General features: G+C 60.6%; 22 protein-coding genes. 12 read left to right on the top strand and 10 right to left on the bottom strand.

The window, feature by feature from the left end; all coding sequences use genetic code 11:
- The first annotated feature begins 66 nt into the window (after positions 1-66).
- Positions 67-1,131 carry a sigma-54-dependent transcriptional regulator gene (locus tag C7A17_RS23775; RefSeq protein ID WP_234035845.1) on the top strand — a complete coding sequence of 355 codons (1,065 nt, stop codon included), beginning with the start codon at positions 67-69 and terminating at the stop codon, positions 1,129-1,131.
- Here C7A17_RS23775 and C7A17_RS23770 read toward each other — a convergent pair.
- Genes C7A17_RS23770 through C7A17_RS23755 form a run of 4 tightly spaced genes read right to left on the bottom strand, consistent with a single transcriptional unit; the run spans position 1,091 to position 4,518 of the window.
- Positions 1,091-1,645: an AAA family ATPase gene (locus tag C7A17_RS23770; protein WP_106741323.1), complete on the bottom strand. Its 555-nt coding sequence runs from the start codon at positions 1,643-1,645 to the stop codon at positions 1,091-1,093. The genes C7A17_RS23775 and C7A17_RS23770 overlap by 41 nt on opposite strands.
- On the bottom strand, positions 1,645-2,211 hold the full coding sequence (pnuC, locus tag C7A17_RS23765) for a nicotinamide riboside transporter PnuC (RefSeq protein ID WP_106741320.1): 567 nt from the start codon (positions 2,209-2,211) through the stop codon (positions 1,645-1,647). Before pnuC ends, C7A17_RS23770 begins: the two co-directional genes overlap by 1 nt.
- Before the next feature lie 50 nt (positions 2,212-2,261).
- Entirely contained in the window at positions 2,262-2,876 is a 615-nt protein-coding gene (locus tag C7A17_RS23760; RefSeq protein WP_106741317.1) for a hypothetical protein, read from the bottom strand.
- A gap of 7 nt (positions 2,877-2,883) precedes the next feature.
- Positions 2,884-4,518, bottom strand: a complete 1,635-nt coding sequence (locus tag C7A17_RS23755) for a methyl-accepting chemotaxis protein (protein ID WP_106741315.1) — start codon at positions 4,516-4,518, stop codon at positions 2,884-2,886.
- A 249-nt stretch (positions 4,519-4,767) separates the two neighbouring features.
- Here C7A17_RS23755 and C7A17_RS23750 point away from each other — a divergent pair, with 249 nt between their 5' ends.
- Both C7A17_RS23750 and C7A17_RS23745 read left to right on the top strand, forming a co-directional pair.
- The gene (locus tag C7A17_RS23750; protein ID WP_106741312.1) at positions 4,768-5,598 is read left to right on the top strand and encodes an undecaprenyl-diphosphate phosphatase; all 831 of its coding nucleotides are present in this window, start codon (positions 4,768-4,770) and stop codon (positions 5,596-5,598) included.
- On the top strand, positions 5,595-6,323 hold the full coding sequence (locus C7A17_RS23745; RefSeq protein ID WP_106741310.1) for a DUF1294 domain-containing protein: 729 nt from the start codon (positions 5,595-5,597) through the stop codon (positions 6,321-6,323). The genes C7A17_RS23750 and C7A17_RS23745 overlap by 4 nt, the downstream gene beginning before the upstream one ends.
- Here C7A17_RS23745 and C7A17_RS23740 read toward each other — a convergent pair.
- Genes C7A17_RS23740 through C7A17_RS23730 form a run of 3 tightly spaced genes read right to left on the bottom strand, consistent with a single transcriptional unit; the run spans position 6,309 to position 8,268 of the window.
- The gene (locus C7A17_RS23740) at positions 6,309-6,662 is read right to left on the bottom strand and encodes an MmcQ/YjbR family DNA-binding protein (RefSeq protein ID WP_106741307.1); all 354 of its coding nucleotides are present in this window, start codon (positions 6,660-6,662) and stop codon (positions 6,309-6,311) included. The two genes, C7A17_RS23745 and C7A17_RS23740, sit on opposite strands and share 15 nt — an antisense overlap.
- A gap of 29 nt (positions 6,663-6,691) precedes the next feature.
- Positions 6,692-7,456, bottom strand: coding sequence for an AadA family aminoglycoside 3''-O-nucleotidyltransferase (locus C7A17_RS23735; protein WP_106741305.1), 765 nt, complete (start codon positions 7,454-7,456; stop codon positions 6,692-6,694).
- Complete coding sequence (locus C7A17_RS23730) at positions 7,453-8,268, bottom strand: MmyB family transcriptional regulator (protein WP_106741302.1); 816 nt, start codon at positions 8,266-8,268, stop codon at positions 7,453-7,455. Before C7A17_RS23730 ends, C7A17_RS23735 begins: the two co-directional genes overlap by 4 nt.
- Before the next feature lie 108 nt (positions 8,269-8,376).
- Between C7A17_RS23730 and C7A17_RS23725 the strand changes: the two genes are divergently transcribed.
- The 9 genes from C7A17_RS23725 (at position 8,377) to C7A17_RS23685 (ending at position 16,064) form a co-directional block, all read left to right on the top strand.
- On the top strand, positions 8,377-8,703 hold the full coding sequence (locus C7A17_RS23725; RefSeq protein ID WP_106741299.1) for a DUF2834 domain-containing protein: 327 nt from the start codon (positions 8,377-8,379) through the stop codon (positions 8,701-8,703).
- Entirely contained in the window at positions 8,700-9,122 is a 423-nt protein-coding gene (locus C7A17_RS23720) for an MAPEG family protein (protein ID WP_106741296.1), read from the top strand. Before C7A17_RS23725 ends, C7A17_RS23720 begins: the two co-directional genes overlap by 4 nt.
- Positions 9,123-9,214: 92 nt before the next feature.
- A complete protein-coding gene (locus tag C7A17_RS23715) occupies positions 9,215-11,062 on the top strand; it encodes a sensor domain-containing diguanylate cyclase (RefSeq protein ID WP_106741294.1) in 1,848 nt (615 codons plus the stop codon).
- Between the two features lie 356 nt (positions 11,063-11,418).
- Complete coding sequence (locus C7A17_RS23710) at positions 11,419-11,829, top strand: hypothetical protein (RefSeq protein ID WP_234035844.1); 411 nt, start codon at positions 11,419-11,421, stop codon at positions 11,827-11,829.
- A 1-nt stretch (position 11,830) separates the two neighbouring features.
- Positions 11,831-12,403: an adhesin gene (locus C7A17_RS23705; protein WP_106741291.1), complete on the top strand. Its 573-nt coding sequence runs from the start codon at positions 11,831-11,833 to the stop codon at positions 12,401-12,403.
- A 47-nt stretch (positions 12,404-12,450) separates the two neighbouring features.
- Entirely contained in the window at positions 12,451-13,263 is an 813-nt protein-coding gene (locus C7A17_RS23700; protein ID WP_106741288.1) for a hypothetical protein, read from the top strand.
- 59 nt (positions 13,264-13,322) lie between these two features.
- The gene (locus C7A17_RS23695; RefSeq protein WP_106741285.1) at positions 13,323-14,018 is read left to right on the top strand and encodes a C39 family peptidase; all 696 of its coding nucleotides are present in this window, start codon (positions 13,323-13,325) and stop codon (positions 14,016-14,018) included.
- 32 nt (positions 14,019-14,050) lie between these two features.
- Positions 14,051-14,785, top strand: a complete 735-nt coding sequence (locus C7A17_RS23690) for a hypothetical protein (protein ID WP_106741281.1) — start codon at positions 14,051-14,053, stop codon at positions 14,783-14,785.
- A 31-nt stretch (positions 14,786-14,816) separates the two neighbouring features.
- Positions 14,817-16,064, top strand: coding sequence for a hypothetical protein (locus tag C7A17_RS23685; RefSeq protein WP_394337053.1), 1,248 nt, complete (start codon positions 14,817-14,819; stop codon positions 16,062-16,064).
- 10 nt (positions 16,065-16,074) lie between these two features.
- On the opposite strand, the gene C7A17_RS23680 is transcribed toward C7A17_RS23685, so the two are convergent.
- The 3 genes from C7A17_RS23680 to C7A17_RS23670 all read right to left on the bottom strand — a co-directional run bounded on the left by C7A17_RS23680 (position 16,075) and on the right by C7A17_RS23670 (position 22,401).
- A complete protein-coding gene (locus C7A17_RS23680; RefSeq protein WP_106741279.1) occupies positions 16,075-17,397 on the bottom strand; it encodes a sigma-54 dependent transcriptional regulator in 1,323 nt (440 codons plus the stop codon).
- A 439-nt stretch (positions 17,398-17,836) separates the two neighbouring features.
- A complete protein-coding gene (locus tag C7A17_RS23675) occupies positions 17,837-19,225 on the bottom strand; it encodes an efflux transporter outer membrane subunit (protein WP_106741276.1) in 1,389 nt (462 codons plus the stop codon).
- Entirely contained in the window at positions 19,222-22,401 is a 3,180-nt protein-coding gene (locus C7A17_RS23670; protein ID WP_106741273.1) for an efflux RND transporter permease subunit, read from the bottom strand. Before C7A17_RS23670 ends, C7A17_RS23675 begins: the two co-directional genes overlap by 4 nt.
- Between the last annotated feature and the right edge of the window lie 10 nt (positions 22,402-22,411).

Here is a 22,411-nt window from a genome sequence, read left to right as displayed (position 1 = left end):
GCCGGATGGACGCTTCATCGCTGCCCTCTGGAACGGCTTACGGCTCAGGCCGGCGATGTGGTGCTGATGCGCTTGCCGGATCAGCCCAGCGCGCCACTGCTGAATATCCTGGAGCAGAGCCAGGCCTGCTGGGTGGCGCTGCTCGATGGACAGCCCCAGCCGACCATGAAAGCGCTGCTGAGTGAGCGATTCTTTGCAGCACATAGCTTGCCGCTCAATGCCGTCAGCTTGCTCGATACCCTGCAACAGACACAGGTGTTCGCCCGGCTACGTAAACAGCAGGGGGAGCGACAGACACGGCATTTTCTGGGCAGCAGCAGCCAGGCACGCAGCCTGCGCCAACAACTGGATCGTCTCGGTAGCTGGCAGGGGCCGATATTGATCAGGGGCGAGCACGGCAGTGGCAAGAAGCTGCTGGCACGCCTGCTCCACGAGGCATCACCGCGCAAAGGCCAGGTGTTGATGCATGTCGATTGTGTACGCGAAAGCAACGTCTTGTTCGACGAGCAGGGGCCTCTGGCCGCTGCAACCAGGACAACGGTCGTGCTGGATGGCGTGGCGAGTCTGTCAGCACCGGATCAACAACGGCTGTTGCAGTACCTGCAGGCCAAACCCGAGATGGCGTTGCTGATTCTCAGTCGGGGGGAGCTGGAGCAGGCACTGCTCCAGGGCGTTTTCCGCGAGGATCTGTATCGCCTGCTGGCGAGGCAGCAGTTGCAGACCATCAAGCTACGCGAGCAGCACGGCGACATGCTGTTGCTAGCCGAACACATCGCCAGGTTGCATGGCTCGCCGGCCAGTCGGCGGCAGCGCTGTTTCAGCGATGAAGCCATCGATGCAATGACCGCGCATGCCTGGCCCGGTAATGTACGAGAACTGTGCGGCCGCGTGGTTCGGGGTTTGGCCCAGGCTCAGGGGCGACAGATCAGTGCGCGAGATCTTGGTCTGGAGGCGGTGCGAAGGTGTGACGCTGAAGTTGTCACGCTGGAGGACTATATCCTTCGCGCGGAGCGTCAGGCGCTGGACGACGTACTGGCACGCCACACCAACAACATGAGCCAGGCGGCGCGTAGTCTGGGAATATCGCGTCCTACCTTCTATCGCCTGTTGCACAAGCATCGTCTGCGCTGAGCAGCGCTTGTACCTGGCTCAGGGCTGCAAGACGGCGTTGTGACCAATCTCCCGAGAGCGCACAGACCGGTTGGTTATTGTCATCGAGCCACTGCTGGCAGGCGCGATGGAATACCACTCGTTCGTCCAGTTGCGGCTGGCAGCGCTGGCCATCGGCGACCCAGGAAACACCGCGCGGGTCGAGCAGCAGATGCAGGTCATAGTGGCGGGCAAGGAGTTCTTCCTCAAGCCACGCGGGGCAATCACCGAACAGGCAGCGACTCCAGAGGATGTTGCTCAGCAGGTGGGTGTCGAGAATCAACAGGGCCGGACTCTGACTGCGGGCAGCATCTTCCCAGGCCAACTGGCCACGGGCGATGACCGGTATATCGGCATAGCAGGTGTCGCGCTGTTCGTGTTCGATGAAGTGGCGCACGTACTCGCCCACCACGATACCGCCGAAACGGGCCTGGATCTGTGCAGACAACCAACTCTTGCCGCTGGATTCCGGGCCAGTGAGTACCAGCACTTTCATCAATGACCCCAGATGGCAGGATCGCGCTGCCAGCTTCGCCAGCCACTGATGGCCAACAGGGTAAAAACGGCGTAGAGACCGGCCGTCAGGTACAGGCCGCTGTGCAGGAAGAAGGCGACATAGCACAGATCAACCACGATCCACAGCGCCCAGCATTGCAGGCGCTTCTGCGCCATCCACAGTTGTGCAACCAGACTGAAAGACGTGAGTGCGGCATCCAGCCAGGGCGCACTGGCGTCGGTATGGTTGGCCATCAGGTAGCCGAGTAGCAGCGCGCCGAGGGCGCCTAGCAGAAGTCCTGCGATTATGCTGAATAACCCGAGTCGGCTGACCTGGCGCCCATCATGGCGTTCGCCGCCACGCGTCCATTGCCACCATCCGTAGAGCTGCAGGCCAGCGAACAGCACTTGCAGCAGCAGATTGGAATACAGTCGCCAATCATAGAACAGCCAGGCATAGAGCAGCACCATGAGCAGGCCAATGGGCCAGCACCAGGGGTTCTGACGCACCGTCAGCCATACGGCAATGATACCGAGCCCGGCGGCAATCAGTTCGAGCCAGGACATCTGGCATCCTCGTGAAGAGAAAGGGGGGCGATTGTACTGATGCCCGGCGTTCAGCACACCAGGCTGTCGGCCTGCCGATAGAGTGCCAGGAGTTTACGGGTGATGGTCTGCTGAATATCGTCGCGCTCGAAACTCGACAGCCGTTCCAGGCGGGCGAGTTGTAGGCGATGCAAATGGATGTAGGGCATCTGTTGGTCGAATTCGCGCAAGTCACCTTTCATCAGCACCGGCAGAAAAACGTCGCCGATTTTCTTCTGATTGCTGATGATCTGCGCCAGTGCGGGCTTGAAGGCCATGGTCTTCGGTGCTGGGCCATGATCCTTGAGCTGCGTGCTGAGCAACAGTCCGGGTTTGCCCAGCACCTTGCCAGGCAACACGCATAGGCCCGTCTTGCGAATGGCCTGAGCATCGATACCGTGCAGCGTGTCATGGAACGCATAGGGGTTGGGCAGCACCACCATCTTGCGGCCGAGGTCGGTGGGGAAGTGCAGGCTGTAGTTGGTGTACAGCTGCCCCACCGATTCGGAATAGACGCACAGGCGGTTCTCGAACAGTTTGATGAAGCGCTCGGCCAGCTCACGGCGGGCCATGCTATCCAGATCCCAGATCAGATCCTGGTTCTGCGGCCGAGTGAAGTCGACCTCCTGGTGCTCCATGTCGCTCATGCTGGTCTCATACGCGGAACTGCCCCAGCAGACGATTCAGTTGATCGGCCAGTTGCTTCAGGTGCTGGCTGGCGGCGTTCGACTGCTCGGCGGCCTCGGCGGTGTTGTGGGCCAGGGCTGCCGTCTGGGTGACGTTCTGGTTGATGTCTTCCACCACGTGCGATTGTTGCAAGGTGGCGCTGGCGATCGACGCGTTGAGCCCGGTCAGATTGCGTAGCGATTGTGCGATCAGCGCCAGGCTTTGACCAGCCTGGCTGGCTTGTTCCACCGTCAATTGCGAGGCCCGGCTGCTGTCATGAATGACCTTGACCGCAGCCTCGGAGTTGCCTTGCAGGCGCTCGATCATGCCCTGAATTTCAGCCGTGGACTGTTGCGTGCGCTGCGCTAGCAGGCGAACTTCATCGGCTACCACGGCAAAGCCTCGGCCTTGTTCGCCGGCACGGGCCGCTTCGATGGCGGCGTTGAGGGCGAGCAGGTTGGTTTGCTCGGCAATCGAGCGAATCACCTCCAACACGCTGCCAATCTGCGTACTCTCACTGGCCAGTGACTGGATGACTTCAACTGCCTTGTCGATGGTGCCCGAGAGCTGACCGATCTGACGCAGACTGGCTTCGATGTTCTGCTGTCCCTGGCTGGCCTGTTCTTCTGCCGTGTGCATTTCGCTGGAGGCGTGTTCGGCGTTCTTCGCCACGTCCTGCACGCCGTAGGTCACTTGGTTCACTGCCGTAGCCACCAGTTCCATCTGCTGAGCTTGCTGTTGGCTGTGCTGCTGGGCCTCGTTGGAAATATCGCCGAGCGAACGTGCCGCCTGATCCAGTGAACCGGCAGAGTCGAGCATTTGGCGAATGACCTGGCGCAGCTTATCGGTGAAGGCATTGAAGTGCCCGGCCAGAGCAGTCAGTTCGTCACGACCATGGGTATCGAGGTTGCGGGTGAGATCACCTTCGCCACTGGCGATACTGGCCATGGCGTCCACTGCAGCTTCCAGCGGTTGGGCGATGCTCCGGGTAATCAACACCACCAGAGCAGCCAGCAGCAGGGCGATGAGCAAGCCGATGCCCATCGCGCTGAGTGCCTGGGTCTTGAATTCGGCCTGCACGTCATCGACGTAGACGCCGGAGCCGATGATCCAGCCCCAGGGCTGGAACAGTTCGACATAGGAAATTTTCGGCACCGGCTCACTGGCGCCCGGCTTGGGCCAGCGGTAGTCGACCTGGCCTGCGCCTTTGCTGCGGCTGATGGCGACCATCTCATTGAACAGCTCTTTGCCGTCCGGATCCTTGAAACCCGAGAGGTTCTGGCCTTCGAGCTTGGCATTGATCGGATGCATGAGCATGACTGGTGTCTGGTCATTGATCCAGAAGTACTCCTGTCCGGCATAGCGCAGACCACGGATGACATCCATCGCCTGTTTCTGCGCCTCTTCACGGCTCAGACTGCCGGCGGTTTCGAGGCTATGGAAATGCTTGAGGATGCCAGCTGCGCTCTGCACCACGTGCTCGGTCTTCTGTGCCTTGCCGGCATAAAGGTCGAGGTTGATCTGGCGCAGCATGTAGGTACCTTGCAGAACCAGCGTCAGGAGGGCCAACCCGAGGATCAGCCATAAGCGGCGACTGATGGGGATACTGCGTAAGCTGTTCATGGGCGAGTTCCTGATTATTGTTTTTGTTAGGGATGACTACCACGCGGTGCAGAGCGAACTGCCAGTCATGGCGAGGCATCCTTTACTCTAGTTGTCTGATAGCATTTCGGCAGCGCGGCAAAGAACCTGAATGGTCGCCGAGTTAGACCGTTGCAAGGAACCTCTACAGCACGTCTATGTCCCAGGGCCGGGCAATGTTTCAATTTGTTTTTCAAGCGGCACTTGTCGCGATTTTTGTTGGGGGAGTCAATGGATATCTGGGCGGCCTTTCAGGCGTTGATCCTGGGCATAGTGGAAGGCTTGACGGAGTTTCTGCCGATTTCCAGTACGGGGCATCTGATCGTGGCGGGCGATCTGCTGGATTTCAATGGGGAAACCGCTACAGCATTCAAGATCATCATCCAGCTGGGCGCCATCCTGGCGGTGATGTGGGAGTTTCGCGACAGAATCTTCAGTGTGGTGCGCGGCCTGCCGAGCGAGCGCAAGGCACAGCGTTTCACCGGAAATCTGCTGATCGCCTTCATTCCGGCACTGATCATCGGCCCATTGTTCGCCAACCTGATCGAACACTGGCTGTTCAACCCCATCACCGTGGCCTCCGCGTTGATCGTGGGCGGCATCATCATGATCTGGGCGGAAAAGCGCGAACATGCCATCAAGGCCGAGTCGGTCGATGATATGACCTGGGGCCTGGCCCTGAAGGTCGGCTTGGCACAATGCCTGGCCATGATCCCCGGCACTTCCCGTTCTGGCGCGACCATCATCGGCGGTCTGGTGTTCGGGTTGTCGCGCAAGGCGGCTACCGAGTTTTCCTTCTTTCTGGCCATGCCGACCATGGTTGCGGCGACTGCATACTCGCTGTTCAAGTACCGTGACATCCTGCAGTTGAGCGATCTGCCGATCTTCATCATCGGTTTCGTTACCACCTTCATCGTGGCGATACTGACTGTGCGCGCGCTGCTGAAATTCATCGCCAACCACAGCTACGTGGTGTTCGCCTGGTACCGCATCGCTTTCGGTCTGCTCATTCTCGCTACCTGGCAGTTGCATTTGATCGACTGGAGCACCGCGCAACCGTGATTGGCAATGAGCGTAGAGGTCGACTGAAAAGCTGGAACGATGACAAGGGCTTTGGCTTCATCGCGCCGGAGTCGGGTGGTGTCGATGTATTCGCGCATATCTCGGCCATGCGCGGTGAGCGTCGGCCAGTGCCAGGTGACCAGGTGCTGTATGTGGAAGGTCGGGACGAGAAGGGCCGGTCGCGTGCCGAGCACCTGCGTCTGGCCGGTGAGATAAGCCTGGATCGTCCAGCCATCCGGCGTAAGCCCAAACCCGTTGCAACACCACAGCCACGCAAGGCACCGAGCAAGGCGTCCAGAACATCCGCAGGCAATACCGAGCCATCCGGGCCTATTCGCAACTTCGGCGGCAAGATCCTGCTGTTGATCGCGCTGTGCATGCTGCCCCTGCTGGGCGCGCAGAAACTGCTGGTCGCGGGTGTCGTTTGGGTGTTGCCGCTATACATGTTCGCCAGCATGGCGAGCTTCCTGCAGTACTGGTTGGACAAACGCAGCGCTCAGGATGGCGGCCGGCGCATATCGGAAAATACCCTGCACCTGGTCGAGTTGGCTGGCGGCTGGCCGGGGGCGTTGATCGCCCAGCAGACCTTTCGTCACAAGACGCGCAAGGCGTCCTATCAGGCACTGTTCTGGGTGATCATCGCGGCGCACCAGTTGTTCTGGGTCGACCTGTTGCTGCTCGATGGCGCCTATATCGCCCGGCACATTCCGTTATTCGTCCAGTAGCAGCCCGGGTTGCAGGCGCTTGGGTAACCGGCGTACCACCAACTGATGCGAACGGGTGAGCAACTGGCGCAGTTCGTCGTTGCCGAGCGGTAACCTGCGTGCGCTCATGCTTACCCAGCGGGCACGCGCCAGGTACGGCGCAGGGCGAATGCCAGGGCGGTCGACATGGCCGAGAAACAGATCGTCATCGACCTTGAACGCCAGATCCTCACCGAGAAAATCGAGGATGGCGAACATCTTGTTGCCCGCTACCGAAAACACCCGGTTGCTGCCCCATTTGAGATCTTCGCGGGCACCCGGCAGGGCGAGGCAAAAGGCAGCGATCTGATCCGGTGTCATGAGTGTCTCCACAAGGGGTTGAAGGCCGGCTAACTCGTGCGTAGCCGTTCGATCTGCAGGCGGGCGTAGCCGATGAAGCCTGCCAGTGCCCGTGGGCGCTGGGCCAGATCATCCTCGACCGTGCCCAGGTAGATGTCCCGCGCAGCTTGCAGCACAGGTCGATGCTCTGCGGGCAGGCGCTCCAGTAGCCAATCGGCCGCCACATCCTTGGCGGCGATCTCGCCAGTGCTCAGCGTCAGCCAGATGCGGGCCAGGGCCAGTACCACGGTGCACTCATCATCTAGCCAATCGTCCGGTTGATTCCATTGTGCGACGGTATCGTACAGTGCACGGAGCAGATCGGCTTCGGGCACCGGTTCGAACAACTCTGTTGCCGGTGGGCCGAACAGACAGATGCTGTGCTGGCGGGCCTTGCTTATGAGAATCGCCAGGTCGTGGTCTGTCATGGCCGGTTCGATGCGGCCTGCGTTCAGATCGTCGCGCAACCACTCGCCAAACTGCATCTCGCGCTCCGCGGGGTAGCGCCAGGGCAGTACGGCGTCTCGGTTCAGTACCGTAACCTCCAGCGGCCGCAAGTGCTCGGTGGCTGGCCAGGCGGAAATGTTCAGCAATGCCCGCATCAGGCTGCGGCGCACGGCCTCGCTCAGCGGCGTACTGACCATTACCAGCAGGTCAAGATCACTGCCAGGCTTCAGGCCACCGGCCACGGCCGAGCCGTAGAGGTGTACGGCCAGCAAGTCATCGCCCAGGTGCTGCTGCAAAAGAGCGAGGGCAGCGCTGATCTGTGCATTCATGACGGGGTTACCAGCGAACGTTCATAGGCCCGGGTCATGACCTGCCAGGTGAGTGGGTCGGCCGGGATCAAGTGTTCGATGCGTAGCGAGGCCACGGTGATGTCGAGAGGCATGCCGAAGGTGGTGAAGGTGGAGAGAAAACTCAGTTCCCCTTCAGGCGAGTCGATGCGCGTCATCACCAGTGGCGGGAATTCGTTGCTCAGCGACGCTGGTCCGGATGGTGTCGGAAGGCTGGCCAGCAGCGTGGCCAACTCCGGATTTTCCAGCGCTTCGCGGGAGGCGCGTTGCCAGGCGACGGTACGGATTTCTTCGGCATTGAGCAGATGGTCGCCGAGGCCTCCCGGCTGTAACAGAGTGACCAGCAGATTCAGCTCATCGGCGGCGTCCGTAGGCAGCCCCAGCAGCCCGAATAGTGCGGCAGTGCTGGCGTTGGCAGCCAGTACCTGCCACTGGCTGCCTAGCACGATCGCCGGGGCCGGATTGTTGGCTTGCAGGACATGGCCGATGGCGCCACGAATCGCCTCCAGCGAAGGGGAGGCGAGCGGCGACGCAGCATAGCGCGGTGCATACCCGGCAGCCAGGAACACGCTGTTGCATTGTTCCAGCGGCGCCTCCAGTGCCATCAACAGGGCATGCAGGGTAGCGGGGCTTGGTTTGGCGCGGCCGGTTTCGATGCAACTGAGGTGACGCTGGGAAACACCGGTGAGCAATGCCAGGTCGAGCTGGCTGAGGCTGGCCAGGCGGCGTAGCTGAAGCAGTTGCAGTCCGGCCGTGACAGGGGTGGTGGTTCGAGGCGACAGGCGGGCATTCATGCGCAAACTCTGATCGTGCGGGGGATGTGGTGTCTATGACCTGACAGGTCATTGAGCCAGCGGCGACGATAGCACTAACTTGCGCGGGCCATCGATCAGGAGCCGCGCATGAACAAGCCTTACCTCGCACTTATCACCTTGCTGGCATTCGCTGCCTATACGGCCTGGAGCATGGCAGTTGCCAAGCAGTCACTGATAGCCTTCGGCCTGGAACTGCTGTCGCGCCCCGATACGGCGCAAGTGGTCATCGACCTTTATCTGCTCGGCAGCATGGCTTGCATCTGGATGTACCGGGATGCCCGCGCGAAGGGGCGTTCGCTGTTCTCGATCCTGCCGTACCTGCTGCTTACCGCCATCTTCGTCTCGATTGGCCCGCTGTTGTATCTCGTGGTTGAAGGTTTCTGCCGCGAGCGACTGAGCGAGACACGGGCGTGAGCGATCTCTTACAGCTGTATAGCCTGTGCGTGCTGGCGCTTTTTCTGAAGATGCTGGCGATCTCCTGCTACCAGGGGTATTTCCGCCTCAGGTATCGGGCGTTCGCCAACCTCGAGGATGCTGCCTTCTTCGGCCGCGAGGTGCACGCGCAGGACATGCCACAGGTACAGCGGGCAGCCAAGGCCTGGACGAACGATCTGGAGAACATTCCCTTGTTTTTCATGCTCGGCGCTCTTGCCGTGGTATTGCAGGCGCCGATTGAAACGACCAGCGCGGTGTTCGTCACTTTCACCGGCGCACGCATCGCACATACGCTGATGTACCTGGGCGGCTGGCAACCCTGGCGTACTCTTGCCTATTTCGTGGCGCTGGCCTCTCTCCTCGTCCTGGCCGCGCTGATTGGCATCGCCTTGCTGTGATTTTGCCGCTGCCAGAGCTTGTCTTGTAGACTCTGGCTCCCCGTGATCACGCGCGAGCCGGGGCTCCTCCGAGCCCCAGTCGATACCTGTCAATGAATGCCCATTACCGTCTTCGGCTCTCTTCCTGGCTTTTGCTGGGCCTGTTGCTGCTTTCATTGCCGACATGGGCCGATAGTCGCCAACTCGATATCGCACAACCGAGTCAGCAACCCCTGTCGTTGACGACCCATGTTGGAATACTGGAAGACACCTCGCGGACGTTGACACAGGAAGATGTCCGTTCCGCCGAAATGGCCGGGCAATTTCGTTATGAACAGTCCAGCAGCGCGTCTTTCGCCCTCGGCTTTACCCGTTCGGCCTATTGGTTTCGCCTGGAACTCGGCAATTCCAGTGCTGATGCCGTGACCCGTTTGCTGGTAGTGGAAAACCCGCGAATCTCCATCGTCGATGCGCATATCCCGGACGAGCAGGGCGGTTATCGGGCTTGGTTCACCGGTGCGGATCGGCCACAGACGGCCAAGGCCTATGACAACCGCAACTTCGTCTTTCCGTTGAGTCTGCCGGCACATTCACAACAGGTCGTGTACCTGCGGGTCGAGTCGAGCATCGGCCTGCTGGTGCCGCTACAACTCTGGTCGGTCGATGCCTTCCATGCCTATGAGCGCGAGGATTACATGGCGCGCGCCGGCTACATGGGCATCGCCATCGCGATGATGCTGTTCAACCTGATGCTGTTCATTGCCCTGCGCGAGCGGATCTATCTGCTCTATGTGACCTTCGTGCTATGCGCCGTCTGTGCCTTGACGATCAAGAACGGCATGGCGCCGGACTGGACGCTGGCTGGCCTGCCGCTCAACTCCAACGTGGCCTACTACTCGGGAGCCTCGCTAGCTTTGAGTGGCATGTTGCTGTTCATGCGCGCCATGTTGCAGACCGCGCGCCTGTTGCCGCGGGTCGACCGTGCTTTGCTGGCGCTGGTGGCCCTGTACCTGGTTTCCCCGCTGATTTATGCCACCGCGCTGCCGCAGGTTTCACGAGTGGCCATCATGGTCTATCTGCTGACCGCCTTTGTGATGATGGGCATGGGCCTGGCTTGCGCCCTCAAGCGACAACGCAGTGCCTACTTCTTCCTGGCCGCCTTCGGCCTGCTGATTCTCGGTGGCGCCACCACCACCTTGCGTGCGCTGGGTATCTTGCCGACCAACGCGTTCACGGAAGACGGCCTGCAGATCGGCTCGTCGCTGGAGATGCTGTTGCTGGCCTTCGCCCTGGCCGACCGCATCAACGTCATGCGCCAGGAAAAGCTCCAGGCGCAGGCCAGGTTGTTGCAGACCCAGGAGCAACTGGTGCAAAGCCTTCAACGCTCCGAGCGCGAGTTGGAGGAGCGGGTGGCCGAAAGAACCGAAGAGTTGCAGGTGCTCAACAGTCGACTGGAAACACTGAGCCTGACCGATGCTCTCACCGGTATAGCCAACCGTCGTCATTTCGACGAGGTACTGGCCAAGGAGTGGAAACGTGCCCAGCGAATGGGCGAGCCGCTGGCCCTGGCAGTGGTGGATGTCGACTGGTTCAAGGCCTACAACGACCATTACGGACACCTGGCAGGTGACAGCTGTCTGCAACAGGTCGCGCATACGCTGGCTGCGACCATCAGTCGTTCCAGCGATCTGGTGGCGCGCTATGGCGGCGAGGAATTCGTCTTTCTGGCACCAGCCACCAGCCTGTCCAGTGCGCAGGGCATGGCGGAGAAGCTGGTGCAGTCAGTGGCGGCGCTGGCCTTGCCACACCTTCGCTCGCCCCTTGGCCACGTCAGTATCAGCGTCGGTGTAACAGCCATGCAGGCCGATGCCGAGCTTCCCCTGCAGACGTTGTTGCAGCGGGCCGATGCTGCGCTTTATCGCGCCAAGGCACTGGGGCGTAATCGCGTCGAGGTCGGCTAGCCAGGTGCAGGGGCCGTTCGCGAACTAGCGGTCTACGTGCCAGCTACAGGGGTCATACGCCCTTGCCAATTGATGTGCTCGGCTAGCAGATGGCGCTGCATCGGCTCGATCTGCATCAGACGCTTAACACTCCCACGTTTCTGGCATGAACCCTCTTGCTTGAGCGGTCGCGACGCGTTTCTCGGATGTTTTGCGCTGCTCGGGCTGTCTCAGTTGCTTAACAAAACGCACGCGTGTGGTTTAAGTCCTTTCTATAAGTGATTGATCCCCAAGCATAAATAACTGTTGGCCCAAGCCGTGCTTTGTCCTCCTGGGCGGTGTGCTCGTTGAGCGACACCCTTGAGAGGATGCCAAGCATGAAGCTGGATTGCCGCATATTGGTCATGGTCACCGCGCTGCTGGTTGGCCTGGCTCAGGCAGGCGAGGGCGATGTGGTCATCAGCCGCGACGTGCAGACGCGCGTCGCCACGGTCAATCCGATAGTCCCGGATCCACATCCGCGCGTGGTCAATCCCGGCAGTATCGCCAGCGGACTCACTGGCGAACTCGGTGACAGCGACTTCGCCGGCGTTTCCAGCGGCCTGGCACTTCCACAACGATTGCTCCAGGGAGGCTTCGGCACACCGATTCCTGCTGCTACGCATCAAGGCATTCCCGTTCTCGGTTCGGGCCATTCAGGAGGTGCACGCAGCAGCGGCATTGCCGATCAGGTCAATCGCAGCGTGCAACAGGGTTTGCGCCCCTTGCAGAGCATAGGAGGGCGCTGACATGCGTGAGCATTTGCTGTTTTCCATTGTGCTGCTGCTCAGCCTGTCGGTGCAGGCCGACAGCATGAGCGCCAGCATCGACGCCAGCGGCCAGGCCTATCAGGGCAACCTGAGTGTCAGTCAGGCTGCTGGCCTTCTGCAGCAGCAGGTAAACGCTCGTGCCCTCGCGGTGGGCGTCGATGGCGTGTCGACGAACACGATCGTGCAACGGCAGGAAAAGCTGCCCCAGCATGCGGCGCCGCTTGATGCCCAGGCCTCCATCACGGGCGACTCCTTCCGCAATGGCAGTGGAATGGTCGGCGTCAACCAGGCCGCTGGTATGGCCAACCAGCAGATCAATTCTGCGAGCGTGGCGTTGATTGCCGCGCCGGAGAGTCTGGATGACAGCGTGCTCGCTCAGAGCGTAACGCGCCCCAACGATTCAGTTTCAACCGTACCCATCCCGGCTGGAGAACGTCGCGTTGACATGAGCAACGAGGCCTTCGCCGGCAGCCGTGGCGTGGTGCAGTTGAACCAGAGTGCTGGTATTGGCAACCGTTCTGCCAATCACCTCAGCATCAGGGTTGTGGATTGAGCCCTGCCGCAACAAAGGTCAACTCCCAAAACCGCAAGGAGAACACCATGAAACACTCAGTACTGCTAAGCCCTCTGGCTTTTGCTCTGGCCGCGATGTTGGCAACCACTGTCCAGGCCGAAGGCTTCGGAGGTGGCTACGGTAACCCCAATGGCGCCAATGCGAGCGTCGACGATACGCAGATCAACCATAGCAACGACGTGATTAACAACGAGACCAAGAACACGGCCAGCATTGATGGATCGCTGGATGGTGCAGCGGGTAACGTCGGTGTCAACGTGGCCGCCGGTGACAACAACCAGCAGGCCAATGCCGCAGCCATTGCGACCGCCGATGCCGCGTTCGTGTTCGGAGGTCTCGCCTCCAGCAGTGCCAGTGCCAGCATTGGGGTGGATCAGCAGGCTTATAACAACACCCTGACCAATTACGGCAACCCCAACAATGCCAGTGTGCTGGGTAGCGCCAACGATGCGACCGGCAACGTTGCGATCAACGTTGCGGCCGGCAACTACAACCAACAGAAAAACGACATGTCGATCGCAGCATCGGAGAACGCCCTGGTCGCTACTGCGGCGTCGACTATTACCCAGACCTCCAGCGGCAACGAGACGGAGAACAAGCTTGGCGACGTGTTCGAGGTCGATGCAGCCCTGCCCACTGTAGCCAGTGGCTTCGGATTCGGCGGTGGCGGCTATAACCCGCGCACTCCACAGACTCCGGTGGTCAATAACGCCAGCCTGAGCGATTCGCTGGCCAATGCCTCGGGCAACGTGGGCGTCAACATTGCCGCCGGTGGTGGTAATCAGCAAAGCAACAGCCTGGCTATCGCCGCCGGCTGCAACGCCTGTGTAGCTCAGTAGGGAAATGGCGGCGCTGCCGTTCTGTATCGATAGCGCCGCCTCCTTCTGCTGGAGGCACCATGTTCGGCTCCAGATCTCGATTTTTTACCTGCTGCCTTTGCCTGGCTCTCTGTTCGCTGGCCGGTGCTGCAGAGCTACGCCTTGCCGTGCTGCCCAATGGTGGTTTGGCCCATATACAGGTGGAGAGCATCCGTGAGCGGCGTTTTTCCAATCTGGTCGAGCAACGAACCGATTTCAGCTGCGGTGCCGCGGCCATGGCGACGATTCTCAACCAGGCTTACGGCTTGGCGTTGCGCGAAGAGGATGTGATCAGGGGCATGCTGGCCAGTGCGGATGCCGATCAGGTACGCACTCAGGGGTTTTCCATGCTCGACATGAAGAATTACGCCGCCACGCTGGGACTGCGGGCGCGTGGCTATCGCATCGCTGCCGAACAACTGGACAGCATCAAGATTCCCGCCATCGTCCTGCTTGATGTTCGCGGATATAAGCACTTCGTCGTGTTGCAGCGTACATACCGGGGCTACGTCTATATCGGCGATCCGGTGCTGGGGCACAAGAAGATGGGGCTCAGCGAGTTCAGCAAGGGATGGAACGGTATCGTCTTCGCGCTGATCGGCCCTGGCTACGACCGCGAGAATGCGCTGCTGACACCACCGGAACCGCTGACGACCAAGCACCGCATCGATCACTTCAGCCCCGTCAGGGACGCCGAACTGATGGAGTTCGGTTTCATCCAGAGTGACTTCTTTTAACCAACTAGGGCTCATTGCTCAGGAGGTTGGCCATGCATACCAAATTATGGCTAGCGGCGAGCATTCTCGTTGCCAGTCTGCCGGTTGGCGCCAGCGCGTTGTTCCAGCCCGTCGAGGTCAGTGATCAGGAACTGGCGCAACTGCGGGGGCGCTATGTGTTGCCGGATCGCATCATCAGTTTCGGTGTGGTGATGACTTCGACCTGGCAGAACGGTGCAGGCCAGGTCATCGGCGCAGAGGTGGCGCTGAACGTGGCCAGCGGTCAGCTCCAGCCATCGCTCCATGTACGCCAGATCAGCTCGGCCGGAGATGGTAACGGCAGCGTCAGCGGGGGCAGTGGCACCATCACCGGTGGTGCTGGCCTGGATAACGTGCAGGGCATCGTGCAAAGCGTGCGCACGGCCGGTGATCTCAATACCGGCCTGAATGATCTGCGGCTACGCATCACGACTGGCAATGGCGATACTCCTGTCGATCCCGATGCGCAGCCCTGGAGCGGCAGCCAGGATTTCAGCAATGCAGCGGGCCTGGTTCACATCAGCACTCGCGCCGGCGGTATTAGCATCGCCTTGAATGCCAGCCAGGGGCAGGGTTCCAGTAGCCAGCAAATCGGTGGAGGCGTGGCGCAACACGCCAATATCTCCGGCACCCTGAACGATGTCCGGAACCTGGCAGCGCTGAACGTCGCGCTGCGTGACAACCCACGAAATCTCAACCTCGATAACTGCATCGAGCAAATTCGGGCCTTGCGCCCTCATGGCTACTGACAGGTGTCCACGTGGCACAAGGATCCGGTATATGCGCTCAGCATATGGCGTCTTCGTCACATTCAGTATGAGCTTCTGTTGCAGTCTGGTGGCTCTTGCGGCCGACGATGCTCAGGTCGAGGCCCTGCAGAAGGAATTGCAAGCGCTGCGGGCCAGTTACCAAACGCAGCAGAATGCATTGATGGTACTTGAGCAGCGGCTGCGCCAGATCGAGGGCAGGGCGGCGCCAGGCAGCGGCTCTGCGCCGCTGTCACGCAGTACCCAAATGGCCAGTGCAGAAGCCTCGGCCGGGTACGGAACTGCTTTGAAAGACAATGCCGAACCTCCAGCAAGCGTGGAAAACCTCTATCAGGAGGCGAGCGGCTTCTTCGGCGGCGGTACCTTCAGCATCGAGCCGGGAATCACCTATAGCCACTACGATTCACGCCAGCTGTTCCTCAACGGTTTTCTGGCCCTGGATGCAATCTTCCTCGGTAACATCGGCGTGGATCAGATCAATGCCGACACCTTCACGTTCGATCTGACCGGCCGTTACAACTGGGCACAACGTTGGCAGCTGGATATCAACACGCCGTGGATCTATCGGGAAAGCACCTACCAGTCGGCAGGCGCTGGCGGCTCCAGCACCTCGGTCAGTGAGGCAACCGTGACAGGTGATGCCCGCCTCGGAGACGTCAACATGGGCATCGCGTACAAGTTGCTGGATGAAGACGAAGGCCGGCCGGACGTCGTCTTGAGTTTGAGGGCCAAGGCGCCGACCGGGGTCGAACCCTACGGGATAAAACTCGACCGCGTGGCTGGGAACGACAACCTGAGCATCCCGGAAGATCTGCCAACAGGCAATGGTGTATGGTCCATCACGCCAGGTATCACGCTGGTCAAGACCCTCGATCCCACCGTGGTGTTTGGCAACTTTTCGTACACCTACAACCTTGAGGAAAGCTATGACGACATCAGCCCGCAGCGCGGCGTCAAAGTACCGGGCAAGGTGGATCTGGGTAATTGGTTTCAGTTCGGCCTGGGGGTCGCGTTCGCACTCAACGAACGTGCAAGCATGTCGATGTCGTTCAGTGAGCTGATCAGCCAACGCAGCAGGATCAAACCTGAAGGGCAGGGCTGGCAGACCATCACAGGCAGCGATGCCAACGCCGCGTATTTCAACATAGGCATGACCTTCGCGGCGAGCGACAAGCTGACCATCGTGCCCAACCTGTCGATCGGACTGACACCCGATGCGCCGGATTTTTCGTTCAGCATCAAGTTCCCCTACTACTTCTGACACGCTCGTGTCAGCGCAGTTGGTGCTTGTGCAGCAACCGGTAGAAGGTCGGCCGCGACACGCCCAGTGAGCGCGCGGCGTTACTCATGTTGGTCGAGTAATGCGTCAGGGCATCTTCGAGCGCCTGGCGTTCGGCAGTCAGCAGGTAGTCTTCCAGCGGGCGACAGGGCGTGGATGCCGTTACGGCCAGGCCGATATCGTGCGCTTCTATCTGACGGCCCTCGGCAAGAACCTGGGCACGCCTGACACGGTTGGCCAGCTCCCGCACGTTTCCAGGCCAGTCATAGCTCAACAGCGCCGTCATTGCGCCTTCGCTGAACTTCCGCGGACGACGGCCTGCTTCGGTGGCGTACTGGCGGGAGAAATGTTCGACGAACAAGGCAATGTCGTCCTTGCGCAAGCGCAGGGGGATTGTCTGGATCTGCAGCACATTCAGGCGGTAATAGAGATCCTCGCGAAACCGCCCCGCACTGATGGCCGCCTCGAGGTCGATGTGGGTCGCAGCCAGTACACGTACGTTGGCCGTCATGTTCTTGCTGGAACCAACTCTCTCGTAGGTCATTTCCTGGAGGAAACGCAGCAGGCTTGCCTGCATCTCCAGCGGCAGGTCACCTATCTCGTCGAGAAACAGAGTCCCGCCTTCCGCCGATTCGATGCGGCCCATCTTGCGTTGATTGGCGCCAGTGAAGGCTCCCTTTTCATGACCGAACAACTCGGAGTGGATCAAGTGCTCGGAGATGGCGCCACAGTTGACCGCCACGAAAGGGCCAGTGGCCCGCCGAGATTGGTTGTGCAGGCGACGCGCAACCAGCTCTTTGCCGGTGCCGCTTTCACCCGTGATGAGGACTGAGGCATCACTTGGAGAAATCTTGTCGACCAATCGACGCAGCGCCTGAGTCGACTGACTTTGCCCGATCAACAAGTCCCCAACGGTTATTGGGGGCTTGGTTATACGACGATACAGGCGAGCCATGCCTGAAGCGCGGCCTAATGTGCAATGCAGACGGGATGAGTCGAAAGGAAGCGTATGAAAGTCGAAGAACCATTCATATATGAAATTTGCCAGCTCAGTATTACGCCGCAGGCTGTCACTCATTACCGCTATCCACTCGGTCTGGCTGTCACGAATCTGTTGTTTTATCCGTTCCAGATAATCGAGGTGATGTGCTTGTAGGCAAATGACGCACACATCATAAACCGGCTCGATCTTGCTAGTCAGGTCGGCGTGGTCGACCAACCACTTATTAGTTTGCAGCTCGGGAATGAGTCGTTCGCAATCGCTTACAGCTTCCACGATCAACAGACGTCTGGGATGGTCAAGCGAACCCAGCATACGAACTCCTTTGCCCTTGAGAGGCAGGTACAGCGCTCGCAGGTTGTTTCTTGGCTTTTGCAGTCTACCTACCGGAAGCACCTAATGTGCACGGTTTTATTCGGTACGACCGTGCAAGAATTCATGCATTTAAAACACCTGTGAGTGATAAGAAAGGCATTTTAATGTTTGTTGGCTAGGTAAGTTTCCATAGGACTGAAAAGTTATAGCTGATGCCATCTGCAAGGCAAGTTAAATCCCTGCAATCCGATGTATGGCTTATGCAATGAACGATTAATTATTTGTAGGCATGCAGGAAGATTTCCATGCCGCAACATTGATAAATACTGAGTGACTGGACAGGAATGCCAGCCAAGAAATGTTTCGAAGAGCTGAAATATGACAATTTCATGAATGCCCCTTCGATTGCAAGTAACTGCCAATCGAAGGGGGGAAAGGCTCAGGCCTGCGGTTGCCAGCCGCCACCCAGCGCCTTGTAGATGGCGACGATGCCGCTGTACAGCTCCACCTCGGCCGAGGCCTGGGCATCCTCGGCAGAAAGGCGCTCGCGTTCGGCATCCAGTAACACAAGGAAATCCACCGTACCCTCGCGATAACGAATCGCCGCCTGGTCGGCTGCTGCACGGCTGGCTTCGGCCTGGCGCACCAGAGCAACCAGACGTTGTTGGCGTTTGGCGTAATCGCTGAAGGCGTTCTCCGACTCCTCCAGCGCCAGCAGTACCTGCTGCTCGTACTGCGAGAGTGCGCCATCGGCCTCGGCTTCGGCACCGCGCAGGCGCGCTCGCACGCTGCCCAGGTCGAATGCCGCCCAGCTGATGCTGGGTGCGACGCCCCAGGCACGAGCCGCCGATGCGCCCAACTGCGAGCCGCGGCCGGCGGTGAAGCCCAGGAAACCGGACAGGCTGACGCGGGGGAACAGATCCGCGGTAGCGACACCGACTTCAGCGGTGGCCGCCGCTAGCTGACGCTCGGCCGCCTGGATATCAGGACGACGGCGCAGCAATTCGGCCGGGTTGCCAATCGGCAGCGCCTTGGCGATCACCGGTAACGGCTTGGGCGTCAGGTCGACCTGCAACTGCTCCGGGCGCTGGCCGAGCAGGGTGGCGATGCGGTTCTGCGCACGCACCTGCTGTGCCTGTAACTGCGGCAGGCTGGCTTCGGTGGCCGCCAGGCGTGCATCAGCGCGTAGTACGTCCAGTTCGTTGCCGACGCCGGCGTCACGCAGTTGCTCGGTGATGGTGCGCGAGTCCTGCTGATTCTTCAGGTTCTCGCGAGCGATGCTTTCGCGCAGTTGCGCGCCACGCAGCGTGCCGTAGGCGTCGACCAGTTCGGCGATCAGGCTGACCTGCAACTGGTAGTAGTCGGCCTCGGCAAGCTCGATTCGGGCTTCGCTGGCTTCCAGCTGGCGCTGGATACGGCCGAACAGATCCACTTCCCAGGCCATGTCCAGGCCCAGGTCGTAGCGTTCCTGGCGGATGCGTTCATCGCTGGTTGGCGGTTGTTGGGCCTTGCCGAATTCACCACTGGCGCGGCTGGTAACGGTGGGGAAACGGTCATTGGCCACGTCATCACGGATTGCCCGCGCTGCACGCAGACGGTTGAAGGCCACGTGCAGTTCGCGGTTGTCCTGCAGCGAACGCTGTACCAGCTGGTTCAGCGTCGGGTCGTCGAACTGCTGCCACCAGGTGGCTTCGAAACGGCTGCGGTCGTAATCGGCTGCTTCCAGCGCGGCAATGCGCGCTGGTTCGGTGCTGGGCGCTCGATAGTCCGGGCCGACGGCGCAAGCCGACAGTGCCAGGGTCAGGAGGGCGGGGGCAAAGGCTTTCATGCATGCGACTCCTGCAGACGGGCGGCTTTGCGCGCTTCGCGTTTCTCGACGAAGGCACGGATCAGTACATAGAACACCGGGGTCAGCAGCAGGCCGAAGAAGGTCACGCCGATCATCCCGCTGAACACCGCCACGCCCATGGCATGGCGCATCTCGGCACCGGCACCGGTGGAAAGCACCAGCGGCACCACACCCATGATGAAGGCGATCGAAGTCATCAGAATCGGGCGCAGACGCAGGCGGCAGGCTTCCAGCACGGCGGCGACGCGATCCATGCCTTCCTCCTGTTTGTCCTTGGCGAACTCCACCAGCAGGATGGCGTTCTTGCACGCCAGGCCCACCAGTACGATCAAGCCGATCTGGGTAAAGATGTTGTTGTCGATGCCGGACAGGATCACCCCAGTGATGGCGGCGAGCAGAACGGTCGGCACGATCAGGATCACCGCCAGAGGCAGGCTCCAGCTTTCGTACTGGGCAGCCAGCACCAGGAAGGCCAGCAGCACGCAGAGCGGGAAGATGAAGATCGCGGTATTGCCGGCCAGGATCTGCTGATAGGTCAGATCGGTCCACTCGAAGGTCATGCCGATTGGCAGTTCCTCTTCCAGCAGTTTGGCGATGGCGGCCTCGGCCTGGCCGGAGCTGTAGCCCGGGGCGGCGGCACCGTTGATCTCAGCGGTGAGGAAACCGTTGTAGTGCATCACCCGATCCGGGCCTGCGCTGTCATCGACCTTGACGAAGGTCGACAGCGGCACCATTTCCCCACGGTTGTTACGCACCTTGAGCTGGCCAATCTGTTCCGGCTCCAGGCGGAACTGCTGGTCGGCCTGGACGTTGACTTGGTAGGTACGGCCGAAGCGGTTGAAGTCGTTGGCATACAGCGAGCCCAGGTACACCTGCAGGGTGTCGAAGATGTCGCTGATGGCCACGCCGTGGGTCTTGGCCTTTTCCCGGTCGATGGCAGCATCGACCTGCGGCACGTTGACCTGGTAACTGGTGAACACCGACATCGGGTTCAGTTCCGGCAACTGGCGGGCCTTGTTGAGGATGTTCTGAGTCTGCACGTACAGCTCGTCATAACCCAGGTTGCCACGATCCTGAATCTGCAGGCGGAAGCCACCAATGGTGCCCAGGCCCTGTACCGGCGGGGGCGGGAAGATGGCGATGTAGGCATCCTGGATATCGGCAAACTGCGCGTTGAGCTCGGCGGCGATGGCATTGGCGCCCATCGACGGATCGGTGCGCTCGTCGAACGGTTTCAGCGGAGTGAAGACGATGCCGCTGTTCGGGCTGTTGGTGAAACCGTTGATCGACAGGCCGGGGAAGGACACGGTGTTTTCCACGCCCGGGTGCTTGCCGGCGATTTCGCTCATGCGCTTGATCACTGCTTCGGTGCGATCCAGCGTCGCCGCGTCTGGCAGTTGGGCGAAGGCCACCAGGTATTGCTTGTCCTGTTGCGGCACGAAACCGGTCGGAGTGCTGGCGAACCCCAGGTAACCGAGCACCAGCAGGCCACCATAGACCAGCATGGCGATGCTGCTGCCGCGCAGTACACGGCGTACGGTGCCGACATAACCATTACTGGCACGCTCGAACATGCGGTTGAACGGGCCGAACAACCAGCCGCCGAACAGCTTGTCGAGCACGCGCGAGAAGCGGTCTTTCGGCGCGTGGTGATCCTTGAGCAGGATGGCCGACAGCGCAGGCGACAGGGTCAGCGAGTTGAGGGCCGAGATCACCGTGGAGATGGCGATGGTCAGCGCGAACTGCTGGTAGAACTGCCCGGTGAGGCCGGAGATGAAAGCGGTCGGGATGAACACGGCGCACAGCACCAGGGCGGTGGCGACGATGGGGCCGGTCACTTCCTTCATGGCCTGACGCGTGGCGTCGAGCGGCGACTTGCCCAGGGCTATGTTGCGCTCGACGTTTTCCACCACGACGATGGCGTCGTCCACCACGATCCCGATGGCCAGTACCAGGCCGAACAACGACAGGGCGTTGAGCGAGAAACCGAGCAGGTGCATGACCGCGAAGGTGCCGATCAGCGAGACCGGTACGGCCACCAGCGGGATGATCGAGGCACGCCAGGTCTGCAGGAACAGGATCACCACCAACACCACCAGCACGATGGCTTCGAGCAGGGTGTGCACCACTGCCTCGATGGAGCCGCGTACGAAGATGGTCGGGTCATAGACGATCTCGTAGTCCATGCCCTGAGGGAAGCTTTGCTTCAACTCGGCCATGCGCTCGCGCACCGAGTCGGAGATTTCGATGGCGTTGGAGCCTGGGCGCTGGAATACCGGGATGGCCACGGCCGGCTGGTTGTTCAGCAGCGAGCGCAGGGCGTACTGGTTGGAACCCAGCTCGACGCGGGCGATATCACGCAGGCGGGTGATCTCGCCGTTGTCGCCGACACGGATGATGATGTTCTCGAACTCTTCCTCGGAGACCAGGCGGCCCTGGGTGTTGATCGACAGCTGGAAGCTGTTGCCCGCATCCGAAGGTGGCGCACCGAGGGCACCGGCGGCGACCTGGCGGTTCTGCTCGCGAATGGCATTGACCACGTCGGTAGCGGTCAGCCCGCGCGAGGCCACCTTGTTCGGGTCGAGCCAGACACGCAGCGAGTAGTTGCCCATGCCGAACAGCTGTACGTCGCCGACACCATCCAGGCGCGCCAGCTCGTCCTTGACGTTGAGCGCGGCGTAGTTGGACAGGTAGAGCATGTCGTAGCGCTGATCCGGCGAGGTCAGGTGCACCACCATGGTCAGGTCGGGGGAGGCCTTGTCCACGGTCACGCCGAGGCGCTGCACTTCGGTGGGCAGGGTCGGCATGGTGCGGGTGACGCGGTTCTGCACCTGCACCTGGGCGTTGTCCAGATCGGTGCCGAGGGCAAAGGTCACGGTCAGGGTCAGGCGGCCGTCGATGGTCGACTGCGACGACATGTAGAGCATGCCTTCGACGCCGACGATCGCCTGCTCCAGCGGTGAGGCGACGGTTTCACCGATCACCTTGGGGTTGGCACCGGGGAAATCGGCACGTACCACCACGGTCGGCGGCACTACTTCCGGGTATTCGCTGATGGGCAGCTGGAACAGCGAGATGGCGCCGCCGATCAGGATCAGCAGCGACAACACCGCGGCGAAGATCGGCCGCAGGATGAAGAATTGCGAGAAATTCATGGGTCTTTCC

Origin of the sequence: Pseudomonas mendocina (assembly GCF_003008615.1) — a bacterium.
GTDB classification, from domain to species: Bacteria; Pseudomonadota; Gammaproteobacteria; order Pseudomonadales; family Pseudomonadaceae; genus Aquipseudomonas; species Aquipseudomonas mendocina_C.
This window is presented reverse-complemented; position numbering and strand designations above follow the sequence as displayed.